This window comes from Acidithiobacillus sp. (genome assembly GCF_023255755.1).
Lineage (GTDB): Bacteria > Pseudomonadota > Gammaproteobacteria > Acidithiobacillales > Acidithiobacillaceae > Acidithiobacillus.
Map to the genome: position 1 here is coordinate 14,086 of NZ_JAGDVS010000121.1, position 16,296 is coordinate 30,381.

Sequence of the window (16,296 nt, forward strand, 5' to 3'; positions counted from 1 at the left end):
CGGGCGGCGGAGCCCCTTCAGTTTCCAGGCTGTCGTGCCGTATATCTCACACAAGGCCGCAACTGACCAGCAGCGCATTTTTCCTGGAATAGAGTTTGCTTAAAACCATCACAGATTAGAGAGACGTCCGTTGTGCGGACGGCGAGCTCTCGGCAGCCGATCAGAGAGGCTGCCGCTCAAGGAGGAGAAAAGGGGTATATGGGAATAGATCAGGTCGATAAAAGCATTCACATCCTCGTAGTGGACGACTTTTCCACCATGCGCCGGATTGTGCGCAACCTGTTGCGGGAGCTGGGTTTCAGCAATTTTGATGAAGCCGAAGACGGGGTACAGGCGCTGCAAAAACTGCGCAACCGACCCTTCGATTTTGTCGTCTCTGACTGGAACATGCCCAACATGCAGGGTATCGACCTGCTCCGTGCTATTCGTGCAGACGCCCAACTCAAGCATATACCGGTCCTCATGGTCACGGCAGAGGCCAAACGCGAGAACATCCTGGAAGCGGCTCAAGCCGGAGTGAACGGCTATATCGTCAAGCCCTTCACCGCCGACACACTCAAGGAAAAGCTCGACGCCGTTTTCAAACGCCTGCAAGCCGCTCAGGGAGCTCAGTCATGAATAACCATGTGCTGAATCCGGGGCGCCTGCTGAGTGAGGCCGAACTGCTTCTCCGTGAAGGCCTGAAACGTATTGCCAATACGGCAGAAGAAAACCTCTCGAGTGCGCAAAATCCGCTGGAGGAGGCTTTGCGCCTCACTGAAGAGCAGACCATGGTCACCCTGTCGGCCGTTGAGCGTGCCCAGGATGCCGTAAATGACATTCGTAGCGCCCATAACCGCTTTATCGACGAATCGCTCCACCACATCGACGATGCCCTGCTCACCATTCTGACCAGCCAGCAAGGGCAGGATCTTGCCGGTCAGCGGCTGAAAAAGGCCATCACCCTCTTGCAGGCGGTCGAAGAACGTATCCGTCTGACCCTCGCCGAAATCGGCATGCAGGCCAACCCGGACTACGCGCCCCAAGCGGATGACGTTGCGGATTCCGATCCCAGCGTCAATCAAGACGAAGTAGACGCCCTGCTCGCCGAATTGGGGATTTGATCATGGACATGGAGATTTTGCAGGACTACCTTCCCGAAGCCCGCGAGCTCCTCGAAAAAGCCCAGGAAGACACCCTTCGGCTGGAATCTGAACCCGGCAATGACGAAATTTTGGCATCAGTATTTCGGGCCTTTCACACCCTGAAAGGCGGGGCGGGATTCCTGGAAGCAGACCACCTCGTCAGCTGGACGCATCATCTGGAAGACCTTCTGGACAAGCTGCGTTCCCATACGCTGACTATCTCCGCCAGCATGATCGACGCCATCCTCAAGGGCCTGGACGTCATCGATGACATGCTGCAGCAGTTGGCCCACGGCGAAAGTCCGGCAGCCGGGCCTGTGGATCTGGGCCAGGTCATTCAGCAACTCGCCGCTGGTCAAACACCCTATCTGCAGGCCCTCACCGCAGAAACGGACGAGTCCGGCACGGACGCAACCACCTGTTTGTCGACAGATGCCACTCTGATGGCCAGTCAACGGATCACCGTCGACGGTCACAACGGTATTTACATTGAGCGTGCCGATATAAGCAGCCACTCCGCGCCCGGCAGCAGCGACGAAATCAGTGAGGCTGAATTTGAAGCCACCCTCGACGCCCTTTACGGCAATCAGGCCCCCGGTCTGGTCGACCCGCCGGAGCAATTCTGCCCCGCTGGCGACGAGATCAGCCCGGAAGAGTTTGAGCGGATGCTGGATCAACTCCATGGCGGCCAGGCGCCGGGTTATGACGTCCTGGAGCGAACCGCACAGACGCAACCCGCCAGCGCTGCATTTGCGCTTGACCCGCCCGCATCCCGCATCGGTCTTCCAGCCCAGAACCTCCATGCGCAACCGCTGTCCGCAACACCAGCACCCATAGCGAACCCCAGTGCGCGCACGCAGAACATGCCGGAAGCCGCCGACACCACCCTCCGCGTTGACGCGCTGCGCCTCGACGCCGTCATGAATCAGGTCGGCGAACTGGTCCTCCTGCGCAACCGTTTGGCTTCGGCGGTCAGTAGTCTGGGCGAAGAAAACGAGGATATGGCGCGCATTGCCCGTGAGGTGGACCTCACCGTCAACGACATCCAGAGCACGGTCATGCGCCTGCGGATGCAGCCCTGCAAGCGCCTCTTCCAGCAACTGCCCCGCGTGGTACGCGACGCCTCTCGGCAGCTCGGTAAGGAAGTCAAACTCGACATCGTCGGCGAGGAAGTCGAAATCGACAAAACCGTCGTCGATGCCCTCTCCGGCCCCATGACACATTTGATCCGCAATAGCCTCGACCACGGCATTGATCCCTCCGATGTACGCCAGGCGGCGGGTAAACCGCGTAGCGCGACGATCCGGGTAGCCGCCGTACACCTCGGGGACAAAGTACGCATCGAGGTATCTGACGACGGCCGTGGCATAGACCGCCAGTTTGTCACCCAGAAGGCCATCGACAAAGGGGTGATTACGGCGGATCAGGCCGCCCGGCTCTCGGAACAGGAAGCGCTAGAACTGATCTTCCGTGCCGGTTTCTCCACCAAGGATCAGGCTACCGATCTCTCCGGTCGTGGGGTCGGTATGGATGTGGTCAAAGAAACCGTGCGCAAACTGCGCGGGCATCTGGACATTCAGACGCGCCTCGGTCTCGGCACCACGATTGCCATGGAATTTCCACTGACCATGGCGGTATTGCCCGTACTTTACCTGCGTCTGCGTCGGGAAATCTACGCCCTGCCCATCTCCAGTATCGAAAGCCTGCTGGATATTCAGGAAAGCCGTATTCATCGTATGGGTGGTCGCAGCGTTTACCGCGTGGATGGCACCCAGGTCACCCCCATAGTAGACCTCGGCGCCCTGCTCAATGATCGCCCTTTGCGTCTGGGTTCCGAACCCATTGAAGGGGTTCTCACCGAACGTGGCCTTTTCATGGTTTCAGAAGTGCTCGGCAATGAGGACTCGGTGGTCAAACCCATTGATTTTCTCGCCGAGCAAACCTGGTATCAGGGGGCAACCATTTCCGGCAAGGGCAATGTCGTCCTCATCCTTGATCCAGGCGCACTGCTCGGTCATGCCTTGGAGCACCCCAGCACCGGCAAGACGACCCCCGACCGGCGAGGTGCCGCCTGATGGACGTCCAGCGCATCATGCAGGTCGTCGACGCTTCCTTTGCCGCCCGCCAGAGCATCGAAAAATCCCTGCGCGAGATTGATCGCCGGGCCTTGAATGCGATGGTGCTCGTCAAACGTCATGGCAACGCATTGGCCGGCTATGGCGTAGTCGCCCAGGCTTTCCGCGAACGCGCCGCCAGCCTCAAAGAATCCGCGTCGCATCTGCAGGAGACCATTGCACCCCTGATCCACGCGCACATGCGTATTCTCCAGCATCAGCGCTTCGTAACATCGTTTGACACCATGATCCAGGCCATGGCGCAGTATGGACTGGTCTGCGCCAGTCTCAATAATACCCAGTCGCAGTGGCAAAAAATCATCACCCAGGAAGAGACAGATGCGCGGAAGATATTGCTTCGTCTCATCGCCGCGGTGGATGCCCTACAAGAGGGCATTGAGGAACAGGAATATGTGGTCACCAATGGCCGTATCGAAGCGGCTTTAGCAGAAGGCACCGGTGCCCCCCTTATGCGTGTCTCACGCGATATGGGTGAGGCTGTGCGCACCGTGTCCAATGTCATCCGCACTTATCGCCATCAACTGGAGAGCTTAGAGCATGAAAGCAGCACCCATATTTGAAGCAGGCAGCCATCGCTGGTGGATTCTCTATGATCAGGACGAACATCGCGTCATCGACTCCAATGTGTACGTGATGGAATCGAATGGGCAAAGCCTTATCCTCGATCCTGGTGGATTTGAAATTTTTCCGCAGGTTTTCGCTGCCCTTGTCGAGGTAGTGCCGCCAAGCAGTCTGAAAGCGGCTTTTGTTTCCCATCAGGATCCGGATATTGCCTCCAGCCTGCCGCTTTGGCATGGCTGCAATGAGCAGATTCAGTGGCATATCCCCAAGCTCTGGGAGGGCTTTATTCGCCATTATGGCGCTTTGGAGGCGCCCTTGCAGGGCATTCCGGATGAAGGTGGAGATATGCTGATTGGCGGCCGTCGCCTGGAGTTCATTCCTGCTCATTACCTGCATTCTTCGGCAAACTTTCACGTTTATGATCCGGAGGCTAAAGTGCTGTTTTCCGGCGATGTCGGCGCTGCTCTCTTACCGCCAGGACATGGTGCCTGGGTGGATTGTCGCGATAAAACCGGTCGCGCTTTCGAAGAGCACATTACCGAAGCCAAATACTTTCATGAGCGCTGGATGCCATCAAATGCGGCCAAAAAAGACTGGATCAACCGTGTGAGTAAACTGAAAATTGACTACCTTTGTCCACAACATGGCGCCATTTATAGAGGGGATAACGTGCAGCGTTTTCTCGACTGGTTTGATGGCCTGAATGTCGGCACCGCCATTAACGAATAAACATGAGAGTGAGGGAGTCATCAATGAACAGAACAGCATTGGCAGAATACGCCCGCGGGCTGCTGGACCCTCTCTCGAGTCTGGAGATGCTCTGTGAGGCAGACCCCGCCATGGAAAACGCCATATTTTATATGAACCCTGCCGCATTGCGAGCCATGCAGCATCATCACCAGCAACTGAATCCGCTTTTGCGCGGTGCCGACGTGCGTCAGGCACTTGGTCACTCCATCCATCGGTTTCATAAAGAACCGGAACGTATTCGTCAGATATTCCGCAACCTGGCTGCAGGCAGCATTTCTGAGCACAGTTCTGAACTGGAATTGGGTGGAATAACCTTTGCCCTTCACTTTACCGTGATCCGAGACGGCTCCGGCAGCCCGATCGCCTATCACGCCTCCTGGCGGGATTTAACCGGCAGTCGCCGTGTGGATGAGATTTCTGTATCCGTCTCCAAAAACGCAACCGCACATGCCAACACGCTAACCCGGACATCCACAGAAGCGCAAAAGGCAATGGAAACGGTGGGCAAAACATTGCAACACCTAGTCAAGACGATCGAGGAAAATCATCAGGCCTCCGAATCACTCATTCAGCAGGTGGCGGCCATCAGTCTGATTGCCCAGACCATCCGCGAAATTGCCTACCAGACCAATCTGCTGGCGCTCAACGCGGCTATCGAGGCGGCGCGTGCCGGTGAGCATGGTCGCGGCTTTGCGGTGGTCGCCGATGAGGTACGCAATCTCTCCAAACGGGTGCAGGAGGCCACTGGCGAAGTGCAAACCAATATCTCTGCCATCACGAATACCGCGAAAACGATTGATACCGCTTCCCAGAAAAACCAGACTCAGGCGCAGCAGTCTATCGAAGTAACCGCCAGTCTCAACCGCGAGATCAGTAATCTCAGCATGATCGCCGCATCCATGACCATGGAGAGCGCGCGCCAGACTCATGAAATATTTGTACGCCGACTTCAGAATGAAATTACGGAGGGTAGTCATCAGGTACGTCTCGAGGACCTCAAAGATCACCATACCTGCAGCTTGGGGCACTGGTACGATAGCTTCGGTACGCAAAATTTCGGGGCACTGCCAGAATTCGTCGCACTATCAGAACCACATCGCGACTTCCACCAGACCGCCAAGGATTTAATTTCCGCCTATAGCCGCGGAGATCAAGCAACCACCGAGAAGCTTCTGGAACGTATTTTGGTGCTGCGTGATGTGATTTTCCAGAATTTAGACGCACTGTCTGCCGCCACCCAGAAAAATCACCAAGGACCAAACCTATGAGCCAGGTATTACGTGAAGTGGATGAAAGAGCCCAGCTTGCCGGCACTAACAAATTTGAACTCCTGGTCTTTCGCCTCGGCAAAGATCAACAGCTCAACAGCCGTGAGCTTTTCGGCATCAACGTCTTCAAGGTTCGCGAAGCGCTGGTGATGCCAAAAATCACCCCCATGCCCGGTGCGCCCGAGCATGTGATGGGCGTCGCCAACATCCGTGGCCAGATCATCCCCGTGATTGATCTTCCCACCGTGGTCGGTTGCCGTGCCGATGGGCTCAACATCCTGCTGGTTACGGAGTATGAGCGATCCGTTCAGGGCTTTGCCGTAGAAGAAGTCGAAGAAATCATCCGTTTGGAGTGGAGCCGGGTACTCTCCGCTGAAGGCGCTGCCGTCGGCGGTCTGATCACGAGTCTAGCGCGTCTCGACGAGGATGAAGAAACCGCCCGCTTGGCGCTCGTCCTCGATGTCGAGCACATCCTGCGCCAGGTGCTCCCCTCCCGCTTCAAGACTGGCGACGAACTGGTCCAGCATCATATAGTCAACATTCCCCAAGGCGCCGTCATTCTCTATGCGGATGACTCCGGCGTCGCCCGCAACCAGATCGAAAAGACGCTGCGCAGCCTTGGTCTTTCTTTCATCGGTACCAAGACGGGTAAAGAGGCCTGGGACCGCCTGCAACAGCTAGCGCATGATGCCAAGGCAGCAGGCATTCCTTTGCGCGATAAAGTAGCCATGGTACTCACCGACCTAGAAATGCCGGAGATGGATGGCTTCACCCTCGCCCGTAGAATCAAAGAGCATGAAACCCTGCGTGAAATCCCGGTGGTCATCCACTCCTCGTTGTCCGGAACGGCCAACGAATCCCACGCCCACAGCGTCGGAGCCGATGGCTACGTCGCCAAATTCGTACCAGACGATTTGGCCCGCGCCGTCGCCAAGGCCATTCAGCCCAATTAAGAGGACAGCCTCATGCCCGCCGACACCAACTCGTTGATTTCACTGCTTTCCGCCTGTCTGGATGGTGATGCGGATACCGCGCGCCTGATCGCCGATGATGAAGAACTGCAAACCACCGTCGCCCCCATCTGCAATTGGCAGAAAGACCGCCTGCAGCAGAGTTGTCTTGTCCTCGACCACCAAGTCACGGCGCTGGAACACGCTGCCGAGGGTCATCTGCTTGGCATCGACTTCCATCAAGATCTTGAAATGGCTCAGGGGGAGGCCGAGTCTCTCCAAACCCAGGCGCACGCCGTCGTTGTGGCGGTCCGCAGCACCGCCGAGAGTATTGCCGAAAACCAGGACCTCTCCGAAAACACGCTACGCGAGGTACAGATGGGCAATGAACGGCTATCTGAACTGATCGGCGAAATGGATCTCGTCGAGCAGACGGTGACCGCCATGGGCAAAACCGTACAGGCTTTTTTACAGCAGACCCGCAACATCAGCAGCCTCGCCGCCAAAGTGCAGGAGATTGCCAAGCAGACTAATCTGTTGGCCTTGAATGCCGCCATTGAGGCGGCACGCGCGGGTGAGCACGGCCGCGGCTTTGCAGTCGTCGCCGATGAAGTCAAAAAGCTCGCCCAAAGCTCCGCGGCTGCAGCTGTGGACATCCGCAGCTCGGCGGTCACCATCAACGAGGGTGCTGGCCAGGTCGAATCGGGAGTGGCAGCCAGCATCGCTCACCTCCGCCGCGGTGGCGATTCACTGGAAACCGTTGCCGAAGTGCTCGGTATGGCCAATCAAGCCGCCCAAAAATCACGGGGCAACCTGGGGGACATCCTTAACGGCAGTACTCGGGGAGTCGCAGCCGCTGACGCCATGGGCAGTCACATGAACGCCTTACAACAGTCCATGGATCGTTTCACCGCACAATTCGGTCAAATTCAGAACTCTCTGGATACGGTTCGCGGGCAACTCGCTCAGGCCAGTGAGGCAGCCGTGCAGGGAGAAGCGGCACTGGCTACCCGCCTAACCATCGCCAAGGCGGATCACGTCCAGTGGGTCGCCCACATTTTAGAGCGGATCCGTACCAACAATACCGCCATCTCTCCGACCGAGCTTTCCGATCACCGCCAGTGTCGCCTCGGAAAATGGATGGACAGCATGGCACAGAGTGAATTGGCGCAGTTGCCGGAGTTTGTGGCCGTACAGCAAGTACATCCCCAGATCCATAAACTTGGCCTCGCCATCATTGCCTCCCTGCAAAAGGGAGATGAAGATGCCGTTCGCAAGGGTGCCGGACAGATCAAAAGCCTCAGTACCATGGTACAGCAGCAACTTGACAAGCTTCGCGGCCGCATCATGAGCCGCTGACCCGTGTAGCCGGAGGAAAATTCAGTTATGGCGCGCAAAGCCAAAAAAAATGGCCGAATAAAGCCCTGGGCAATCACCTGGGTTTTGACCATTCTCGCAATGCGTAGCGACTTTCTCGCCAGCCCTGAATTATCAGGTAGCGGCAGCCCCTTCTGGATCCCTATCGGCCTAGAGACTCTGCGCTTTATGGTGCTCTGGTTTGCCGCCCACGTCATCGTTCACACCATTTTCGGCGCATGGGATATGTTTGCCGAAGGTCGTGAACTTTAGTCTGCAGCAATCCAATTTGCCGCTTCAGCAAATTCTTCGTTGGAAAAGACTCTGACCGGACAAGGCATGGCAAAACCGAAAAGGCGTGTTGCACCAGCAATCCAGCCCTCGTCCGTGACAACTGCAATCCGTTCCCATGCCTTGCGATGAGCAAATCCCACCTCCATGTCGTCCCACTAGGATATCGGTCGGTCGACGCCAGGCGTCTTGAGGGCGGCCAGTAGCGTGTGCAGCGCCGGTTGATCCTTGTCGTCGCGCACAGGATATAATCCGGTAGCAGCATTTCAACGGAACCATGTCGCCACGTGGCCAGGATTTTGCCTGGCACGCTGGCTGGGTTACGCTAGCCGGAAAGCAGCCCATGGGTGTCCAGCACTACCCGCAATGGCTGGAGGCGGCTGAGTGCAAATTTACCGTGGTTTGGGTCTCCTCTAGTCAGACCGTTAGGATGAATATATATTGATCCAGGGTTCCATACGCACAGCTTCTGTAGAACAGGCTGAAGTGCAGTCCCTTGGACCGGAGGGCTTTATGCAATCAGCTAATCAACACTCATACTTTCAAAACAACTGGGATGCACTGCCGTCCAGAGACAGGCAGAAAAACGCGCGCGCGAAGCCGTTCGTCGTTATCGTGGACGACCAGTCCACCGGTCGCAAGATACTGGAGAGGCTGGTGCTCAGCATTACACCAGAACTGCTGGTGGAGAGTTTCACTGATCCTCACAAGGCCCTGGAGCGGATACACAACCAAACGCCGGACCTCATCCTTGCGGACTACAAAATGCCAATCATGGACGGGTTGGAATTTACCAAGCGCGTCCGCGCCATTCCTGCATGCGGCGATGTACCGATTGTAATCGTCACCGTAGTCCAGGATATCCAAGTCCGCTACAAAGCCCTAGAGGCTGGAGCTACGGATTTTCTCACCCGACCGGTAGACCAGTATGAGTGCCAAGCACGTTGTCGTAATCTGCTCGCCTTACGAAAGCAGCAGAAGATTGTCAAAGACCGAGCTAATCATCTGGAAAATCAAGTGGTTTTGGCGACGGAGCAGATCCGCGGAAGGGAACGGGAAACGCTCCTTATTTTGGCTCGGGCCGGTGAGTACCGCGATCATAATACCGGCAATCATGTCATGCGCATGGCCACCTATACCCGCGTGGTGGCCGAGAAGCTTGGTTTCGCCGAAGTGAGGTGTGACGAAATTGAGTTGGCCGCACCGCTGCATGATATTGGCAAAATCGGCATACCTGACTCCATCCTCCTGAAGCCTGGCAAGCTCACGGAGGATGAGCACCTGTTGATGCAGGCGCACCCTCTCATCGGCCATGAAATATTGAGTGGGAGCCAATCCCGTTTTATCCAAATCGGGGCAATAATTGCTATGGGCCATCATGAAAAATTCGACGGCAGCGGCTATCCCAAGCGATTGCGAGGGGCGGAGATCCCGCTGGAAGCGCGCATCGTCGCGGTGGCAGACGTGTTTGACGCCCTGACTTCGGCGCGCCCGTACAAGGCGGCTTGGCCGTTCGATGAGGCCGTTGCTTATATGCGAGATCAGGCAGGTCGTCACTTTGATCCCCTCTGCGTGCAGGCATTTCTCAGCCAGCTAGACGAAATCCGTGCAATCGGGCAGCGGTTGCGCGATCCCTCACCCCAGGGAAACACCGACTCATTGCCCGCCGATGCGGACATGTGAAGCTGGCGCAACCCACCCTGGCCGCCCCTGTGGATCCATCGATGTCCGATACTCAGATGCCCGAAGCAAATGATCTAGCCATCCGTCAGGTGGGCCTCTTCCGGGCCCTCTCAGGCCGACTATCCCGGCGGACCGATAGTGAGCATGAGCAGGCGATTGTGCGAATGGTGATCGGCCTTCTGGTTTATATCTATATATTTTCCTCCGCGTATGTCAGTTTGCTCAAAAATCCCGGACATCTTTTCACTCTGCAGATTTCGGCAATTATTTTCATAGCCTTTTCAATAATTTTGTTTATTTCCATCATCGTCTGGCCGGGCGAATCTCCCTGGCGGCGTATCTTGGGCATGAGTGGTGACCTCGGCGGTATATCTTTCCTGATCTCTCAGAGCGATTACCAGTCGGGGGTTCCGCTGCTCGGAATCTATCTTTGGGTCACCATGGGGAATGGTTTCCGATACGGCCTCAATTATTTGTTTCTTGCCACCATTATGAGTGTTGCCGGCTTCACTGCCGTGCTGTTCACCAGCAATTTCTGGTCCTCTCATTTCACATTCTGGGTGGGCGGGTTAATCATGTTGGCCGCCCTCCCCACGTATATGGCTGCCCTGCTGGCCAAACTAAATGCCGCCATCGACCGCGCAAACGAGGCCAACAGGGCCAAATCTCAGTTTCTCGCCAAGATGAGCCACGAGCTACGCACCCCATTGAATGGCGTCATCGGAATGAGTGATCTCCTCTTGGAGACCAGCCTGAACGAGGAACAAACGGGGCTCGCCCGCATCATTCAGGCATCAGCGCATACCCTGCTGGAATTAATCGAGAACATCCTGGATATTTCCAAGATCGAGGCGGGTCGTCTCGCCATCGAGCAAACCGATTTTGATTTGCATGCCCTGGTGAATCAAACGCTCAAGACACTAACGACCGCAGCCAGCAAAAAGGGGCTGAATCTGGTCAACCACATTGTGCCAGAGACGCCCTTCCTGCTGCGCGGTGATCCCCGCCACCTGCGTCAGGTGCTGATCAATCTTACCGGTAACGCCGTCAAGTTTACGGATAGAGGTCGTGTGGAGGTAAGTATCCGCCCCCTTTCCGTCACGCCTGACAAGGCCTGGCTCCGCTTTGATATCAGCGATACCGGCCCCGGCATTCCAGAAGAGGCGCAGGCGGGCATCTTCGAGCCTTTCGTTCAGGCGGATGCATCCATCCAGCGCCATTATGGCGGCACTGGTCTAGGCACGGCCATCGCTAAGGAACTGGTCGAGAAGATGGGGGGCCGCATCGGTTTCCATAGCCTTGCCGGCTCGGGTTCCACCTTCTGGTTCGAGTTGCCTTTCCTGGTTCGCGATACAGCCTGGATTCAGGATACAAGCGACACCTATTCCCTGCCCGATACCCGTGTGCTGATCGTCGCTGGTGGCACGCTAGCCGGGGACCTGCAGGAAGCCCTCACGACGTGGAACCTGAAGAGCGACCTTGTGAGTAGCTCCGCACGGGCCTTCTCGCGGCTTGTTGAGGCCAACGAGCACGGCATACCCTACCGAGTGGCCCTGGTGGAGCGCCGCCAACTGGAGTTGGCGGCGGATCAATTCGCAATCGCGGTGCGGGCGGAGTCTCTCCTGCAGCAGATATCCCTGGTGCTGGTCGAGGAAGGATCAGGGCAAGAGGACGAACGGTTCCTGCGCGCCGGGTATTCATCGGTTCTGCATGCCCCCCTCGACAGAACGCTGCTCTTTAATGCGCTGCATGCCGCCAAAGCCGAGCATGACATGCCCGAGAACGTGGTCCCGCTGCTGGAGTACTACCAGCAGCGAAGCAGCGCCCGATCCCTGAACATCCTCGTTGCAGAGGACAGCGTGGTAAATCAGAAAGTAATTCAGGGAATACTCAAACACGCCGGGCACAGTGTACATCTGGCGACCGATGGCGAGGAGGCGCTAGATATCCTGGCACACGAGGGCCCTTCTTTTGACATGCTGATTTTGGACATGAACATGCCCGGAATGAACGGGCTGGACGTCTTGAAGGCATACCGGTTCATGGAAACCGCAACACCCGCCCCGGTCATCATCCTAACGGCCGACGCGACCCGTGAATCCATGGAGTCCTGCCGCCTCGCTGGTGCAAGCGCCTATATCACCAAGCCGATCGACTCCAGGCATTTGCTCGATACTATTGCACAGATCGACGAAAAACGTCAGGAAGTAAGCAAGAACAACGTCATGCATCCGACAAGGGTACGGAAAATTACCCAAGCCATAGTAGATGAACAGGCCTTATATGCGCTCAGTCAGTTAGGGGGGGATGATTTCGTAGGCGATGTAACGAAGGGTTTCATCCAGGATGGTCATCATCTCATAACCGAGATTCAAAAATCGGTGGCGCAACGGGACTACCTACACTTTCAGGATATGGTCCACGCGCTCAAGGGCAGCGCCGGGCAACTCGGATGTACGCTCCTGGCGCTGGCTTGCAGTGAGGCCGAGAGATTGAAGCCTTATGACCTCGGATCGCCAAAAGTGGAATCCCTGACGAGAAAGATCAGCAGTTCATTTGATAGCACCTGCATCGCTCTGACCACTTACCTCGATAGCCAGCGCGATGCGGTAACCTAATTAACCTAATGTGTCTAAGGGATTATCTAAGCCCCGCTATGCCGCGCCTTGATGCTTTGCCGACTGCCTGGCAACAAGCCTCTCCATCATCCGCAGATCTCTCGCTTCCAGGCGCAATGCGGCATCGACCCAAATCTCTCCGACTTTTATCAACTCTTCGTAAGTGACCGGGCTACACAGGTCCTTTACCTTGCGCAAGGCCCGATACCCGTTTTTAGCCCGGTTTTCTTTCTGAATATAGTCATACACGGCGCGCTCCCCGTGGTTATCCTCAGCGAGGATATCGACCACTCCCATATCATACAACTCCTCAGCGGTATAAATCCTGCCGCTCAGGATCATACGCTCGGCACTGGCTATACCGACCTTGCGGGACAGAAGACTATATGCCCCCATGCCGGGGAATAGATTGAAGAGGATCTCAGGCATGCCCATTTTGGCGCTGCGTTCCGCTATCAGAATGTTGCTAGATAGGGCACCCTCGAACCCGCCTCCCAACGCGTCCCCCTGGACCAGAGAGATGGTGGTTATATCCTGATCGAGATGGCAAATATTGGCATGCAAAACCTTTATGCAGGAGGTGGCATAGCGCAGGAGCCCGTTTCGATCTTTTGATTGAATGAGCGTCCTGAATAGATTCAAGTCTCCCCCCAAATTAAAAACGCCGGGAACATCGGAGGCCCATGCAATATAGCATGTTTTACGGCCTTCCGATGACGTATTTTGAGAAACTACTGTTCCGTGAAAACGGCTGATCTCGTCCAGCAATACCGGGGTAAAACAGGGGCGCGGCGAAGCGTGCATGAAGCACCACATCAACTGATACTTTTCATCATAAAAGGTGCTCAGTTGACTGTAAGAGGCACGCATGGGTTCGGTCAACTGCGCGGAGGGTTGAAGCATGCTGTTCATGGGGTTCTCCTATAAACTTCGAATGATGTTGAGATGGAGTAATGAGGTGCGATGGCACCCCCACCCAATTTCGCCAAAGTGGAGACCGTTATCAAGAGCCGCGCCCTCCTGGCGCCTGTCGAAAGCGACATCATGAATCTTGTTGTGGGCAGTAGGAAGCCGTACCCAAAGGGACTCTGGCTGGAAGGTGGCTAATGCGCGAGGTGGAAAGCCTGCGGGCGCTCCTGGAGCGCGCACGGTGTCAGAGCTGGAAATGGAGAATCAACAACTCCGCAAGGAACTGGCAAAAATGCGGATGGAGCGGGATATCGTAAAAAGGCGGCTGCGTACTTTGCCAGGGAGTCGCTGCAAGGCACGCGCTCATGACGGCATCGAAGCGCTCACCAGGAAGATGAGCGCCTGAAAATACTGAGGCTAACCCATTAGTTTCCCTTTGTTGGCATCGAGAAACGCGGCGGTGACTTTCGATTCGCCCGCTTCCTTGGCGGCCTTCTCGATTTTAGCCTTAGCCATGTTACGCACGAAAAAAGGCATCTTCTCCAAGCGTTGCAATGCGTCTTCGTCCCAGGGTAGCGTCTGTTCGCTCATTCGTTGGCTCCTTCATCAGGTGGGGGTTCGCGCTTGCGCGCACGGCATTGAGGCCATCATCAAGTCGTCTGCGCACCTGGCCATGGCGCGCTTAACGGCCACCTCGGCGTATCGCGGAGGTGATGTTTGTACATATTTTATGGGCTTGCTAGCGGGATGGCAAGCCGACGGAGCCGGACTGCGGCAGAAAATCCTTGCGGGTGGACAACAAGACTAGCATGATTGTCGCCATGCTTCATGCAGTGAACGGTGAGATGGCGCCGCCCATTAAACTGGACTCCCAGTTACCGGCTTGAAATAGCCAGGAACTACGCTAGAGTTATAAATATGAGCCATATCGCCAATGGGCTTCCATGCCGTCATCGAGCGAAATGGGTGTGGTCCAGAGATCTTCTTTCACGTCGGGGGTAAGTTATGCATAGATTTGTGTTCGCATTGGTTTTTGTAATCCCGCTTTCGGGCTGGGTAAATACCGCGGCAGCAGCCGAATCGGTCACCATCAACCTCAAAGCCCAAAATAATTCCGGGGAAAATGGTACTGCAACGCTTATACCGGAGGGCACCAGGACCAAGGTGATCATCAACCTCCCCCACGCGCCTACCGGCATCGCCCAGCCGGCGCATATCCATCCGGGAACCTGCACCAATCTCAATCCCCACCCGAAATGGCCTTTGGCGAACGTCATAGACGGCAAGTCCGAAACCGTTGTGCCGGTGCCCTTGTCCACGATCCAGGCAGGAACCTATGCCATAAACGTGCACAAGAGCAAGGAGCGGATGGGAATCTATGTCTCTTGCGGCAACATCCCTCTGACCCACGCGAAACAAGAGGGCAACGTGGGTGGCTACTGAATGTAAAAAAACGAAGGTTCTCCGCTTTATATTGCGCCGGCCACATGACAGGGATGGCAAGCAGTAGCGACAAGCCAATGATTCAAAAAAGCAGTTACGTCCCGGCCAGGACAGAAATCACCCCATCGGATAACCACGGTGATTGGATAACTTGAGCGCCGATATGGCTATGGCCTGCAAATCAGTTTTCAGATTTTTCTGGTACTTCTCGCCGTGGCGACCATGCTATTGCTCATCGCCACCCGCACCTATCCCCGCGATGTGGCTACCGCACTTTTCTCTGAGCACCCCAGCCATTCGTAACTGCGAACGACGGTCCATCTTATGGCCGTCTGTAGCCATTCAGGCGTTTTTATCCCGACGTCCAGTACGTTTTACGTCTCGGCCAGCAGTGCATCAAGCCGTGGCTTCTGGTGGGCAAATGTGCCCCATAGCGCCTCGCCCGCGATCACCGTGATCGGCGCGACCCGCACACCGTAGCGTGATTTGGCTTCCTCCGCCACGCCGGGAGCAGTCACGTCGCGCTCCTCGTAAGCAACATCATGTGCTTCGAGGTAACGGCGCACGGCAGCGCAGTCGGGGCAGCCAGGACTGGTGTAGAGCAGTACAAGATCAGACATGACGGTCGGTGTGCGGGGCCTCAGCCCCGCACCTCCGCCGCATAGCCTTCTTCCTTGACTGCAGCAATCAGTGCGGCGGTGCTCGCCTGGCCATGCACCACGGCTTCTCCTGGCTCCAGTGTGACGTCCGCCTTTTCCACGCCAGGCACGCCTTCCAACGCCTTCGTCACGGCCCGCACGCAGTGCCCGCAGGTCATGCCGGTGATCTTCAGATTGATATCGCTCATGGGTTTTCTCCTGTTGGGGACGGCCGCTGACCGCCTACATACAAGCTACTCTGCGCCCATGATAAACATTAAAGACCAGTGTAATGTCAAGAGGGTCTTTGAAGGGGATCCATTGTAAAACTTAGCGCCTGCAGTGAAGCTGGCCGGGTGACGCAACGGGCACAGATGAACCGCCCCGCGTTTATCGGAAGCTATTGATTTTGGATCAGGCGGCGATACTATGATTGCTTTCCGGTAGTAGCGGAGGGGCGATCGGCAATACTTTGCCATTCGGCTCGACCCCATGCGATGGATAGAGAGGTGACGCCATGGATAAAGGCAAGAAACATCTCATCGTCGGCAACGACAAGCGCAAGCTGCG

The 16,296-nt window shown here is 56.2% G+C and carries 17 protein-coding genes and 1 pseudogene; 13 read left to right on the forward strand and 5 right to left on the reverse strand.

Annotated features, from left to right (window positions below; translation table 11 throughout):
- Nucleotides 1-198 precede the first annotated feature (198 nt).
- From cheY to Q0C48_RS08555, 9 genes are read left to right on the forward strand one after another with little or no spacing between them, the layout of a single operon-like run.
- Nucleotides 199-618: a chemotaxis response regulator CheY gene (cheY, locus tag Q0C48_RS08515; protein ID WP_291523389.1), complete on the forward strand. Its 420-nt coding sequence runs from the start codon at nt 199-201 to the stop codon at nt 616-618.
- Entirely contained in the window at nt 615-1,103 is a 489-nt protein-coding gene (locus tag Q0C48_RS08520; protein WP_291523391.1) for a protein phosphatase CheZ, read from the forward strand. Before cheY ends, Q0C48_RS08520 begins: the two co-directional genes overlap by 4 nt.
- A 2-nt stretch (nt 1,104-1,105) precedes the next feature.
- Complete coding sequence (locus tag Q0C48_RS08525) at nt 1,106-3,199, forward strand: chemotaxis protein CheA (RefSeq protein ID WP_291523393.1); 2,094 nt, start codon at nt 1,106-1,108, stop codon at nt 3,197-3,199.
- A complete protein-coding gene (locus Q0C48_RS08530; protein WP_291523395.1) occupies nt 3,199-3,819 on the forward strand; it encodes a hypothetical protein in 621 nt (206 codons plus the stop codon). Before Q0C48_RS08525 ends, Q0C48_RS08530 begins: the two co-directional genes overlap by 1 nt.
- Complete coding sequence (locus Q0C48_RS08535) at nt 3,797-4,549, forward strand: MBL fold metallo-hydrolase (protein WP_291523397.1); 753 nt, start codon at nt 3,797-3,799, stop codon at nt 4,547-4,549. The genes Q0C48_RS08530 and Q0C48_RS08535 overlap by 23 nt, the downstream gene beginning before the upstream one ends.
- 23 nt (nt 4,550-4,572) lie before the next feature.
- Complete coding sequence (locus tag Q0C48_RS08540) at nt 4,573-5,838, forward strand: methyl-accepting chemotaxis protein (RefSeq protein ID WP_291523400.1); 1,266 nt, start codon at nt 4,573-4,575, stop codon at nt 5,836-5,838.
- Nucleotides 5,835-6,791 (forward strand): chemotaxis protein, encoded by a 957-nt coding sequence (locus Q0C48_RS08545; RefSeq protein WP_291523402.1) that lies wholly within the window; start codon nt 5,835-5,837, stop codon nt 6,789-6,791. The genes Q0C48_RS08540 and Q0C48_RS08545 overlap by 4 nt, the downstream gene beginning before the upstream one ends.
- 12 nt (nt 6,792-6,803) lie before the next feature.
- Nucleotides 6,804-8,147, forward strand: coding sequence for a methyl-accepting chemotaxis protein (locus Q0C48_RS08550; protein WP_291523404.1), 1,344 nt, complete (start codon nt 6,804-6,806; stop codon nt 8,145-8,147).
- Nucleotides 8,148-8,174: 27 nt separating this feature from the next.
- Nucleotides 8,175-8,417 carry a hypothetical protein gene (locus Q0C48_RS08555; protein WP_291523406.1) on the forward strand — a complete coding sequence of 81 codons (243 nt, stop codon included), beginning with the start codon at nt 8,175-8,177 and terminating at the stop codon, nt 8,415-8,417.
- On the opposite strand, the gene Q0C48_RS08560 is transcribed toward Q0C48_RS08555, so the two are convergent.
- Nucleotides 8,414-8,584 (reverse strand): STAS/SEC14 domain-containing protein, encoded by a 171-nt coding sequence (locus Q0C48_RS08560; protein ID WP_291523409.1) that lies wholly within the window; start codon nt 8,582-8,584, stop codon nt 8,414-8,416. The genes Q0C48_RS08555 and Q0C48_RS08560 overlap by 4 nt on opposite strands.
- A 292-nt stretch (nt 8,585-8,876) precedes the next feature.
- Between Q0C48_RS08560 and Q0C48_RS08565 the strand changes: the two genes are divergently transcribed.
- Together Q0C48_RS08565 and Q0C48_RS08570 are read left to right on the forward strand one after the other, a co-directional pair.
- Nucleotides 8,877-10,118, forward strand: coding sequence for an HD domain-containing phosphohydrolase (locus tag Q0C48_RS08565; protein ID WP_291523411.1), 1,242 nt, complete (start codon nt 8,877-8,879; stop codon nt 10,116-10,118).
- 41 nt (nt 10,119-10,159) lie between these two features.
- Nucleotides 10,160-12,736, forward strand: coding sequence for an ATP-binding protein (locus tag Q0C48_RS08570; RefSeq protein ID WP_291523413.1), 2,577 nt, complete (start codon nt 10,160-10,162; stop codon nt 12,734-12,736).
- A 36-nt stretch (nt 12,737-12,772) separates the two neighbouring features.
- Here the strand turns inward: Q0C48_RS08570 and Q0C48_RS08575 are convergent, their stop codons facing one another.
- Nucleotides 12,773-13,618, reverse strand: a complete 846-nt coding sequence (locus tag Q0C48_RS08575) for a crotonase/enoyl-CoA hydratase family protein (RefSeq protein WP_291523415.1) — start codon at nt 13,616-13,618, stop codon at nt 12,773-12,775.
- Nucleotides 13,619-13,856: 238 nt separating this feature from the next.
- Here Q0C48_RS08575 and Q0C48_RS08580 point away from each other — a divergent pair.
- Nucleotides 13,857-14,013: pseudogene (locus Q0C48_RS08580) on the forward strand (IS3 family transposase); the annotation flags it as partial.
- Between the two features lie 49 nt (nt 14,014-14,062).
- On the opposite strand, the gene Q0C48_RS08585 reads toward Q0C48_RS08580, so the two are convergent.
- Nucleotides 14,063-14,236, reverse strand: coding sequence for a PCP reductase family protein (locus tag Q0C48_RS08585; protein WP_291523417.1), 174 nt, complete (start codon nt 14,234-14,236; stop codon nt 14,063-14,065).
- A gap of 414 nt (nt 14,237-14,650) precedes the next feature.
- On the opposite strand from Q0C48_RS08585, the gene Q0C48_RS08590 reads away from it, so the two are divergent.
- A complete protein-coding gene (locus Q0C48_RS08590) occupies nt 14,651-15,088 on the forward strand; it encodes a hypothetical protein (RefSeq protein ID WP_291523420.1) in 438 nt (145 codons plus the stop codon).
- A 374-nt stretch (nt 15,089-15,462) separates the two neighbouring features.
- On the opposite strand, the gene Q0C48_RS08595 is transcribed toward Q0C48_RS08590, so the two are convergent.
- A complete protein-coding gene (locus Q0C48_RS08595) occupies nt 15,463-15,708 on the reverse strand; it encodes a glutaredoxin domain-containing protein (RefSeq protein ID WP_291523421.1) in 246 nt (81 codons plus the stop codon).
- Nucleotides 15,709-15,728: 20 nt separating this feature from the next.
- Nucleotides 15,729-15,935, reverse strand: a complete 207-nt coding sequence (locus Q0C48_RS08600) for a cation transporter (RefSeq protein WP_291523423.1) — start codon at nt 15,933-15,935, stop codon at nt 15,729-15,731.
- Between the last annotated feature and the right edge of the window lie 361 nt (nt 15,936-16,296).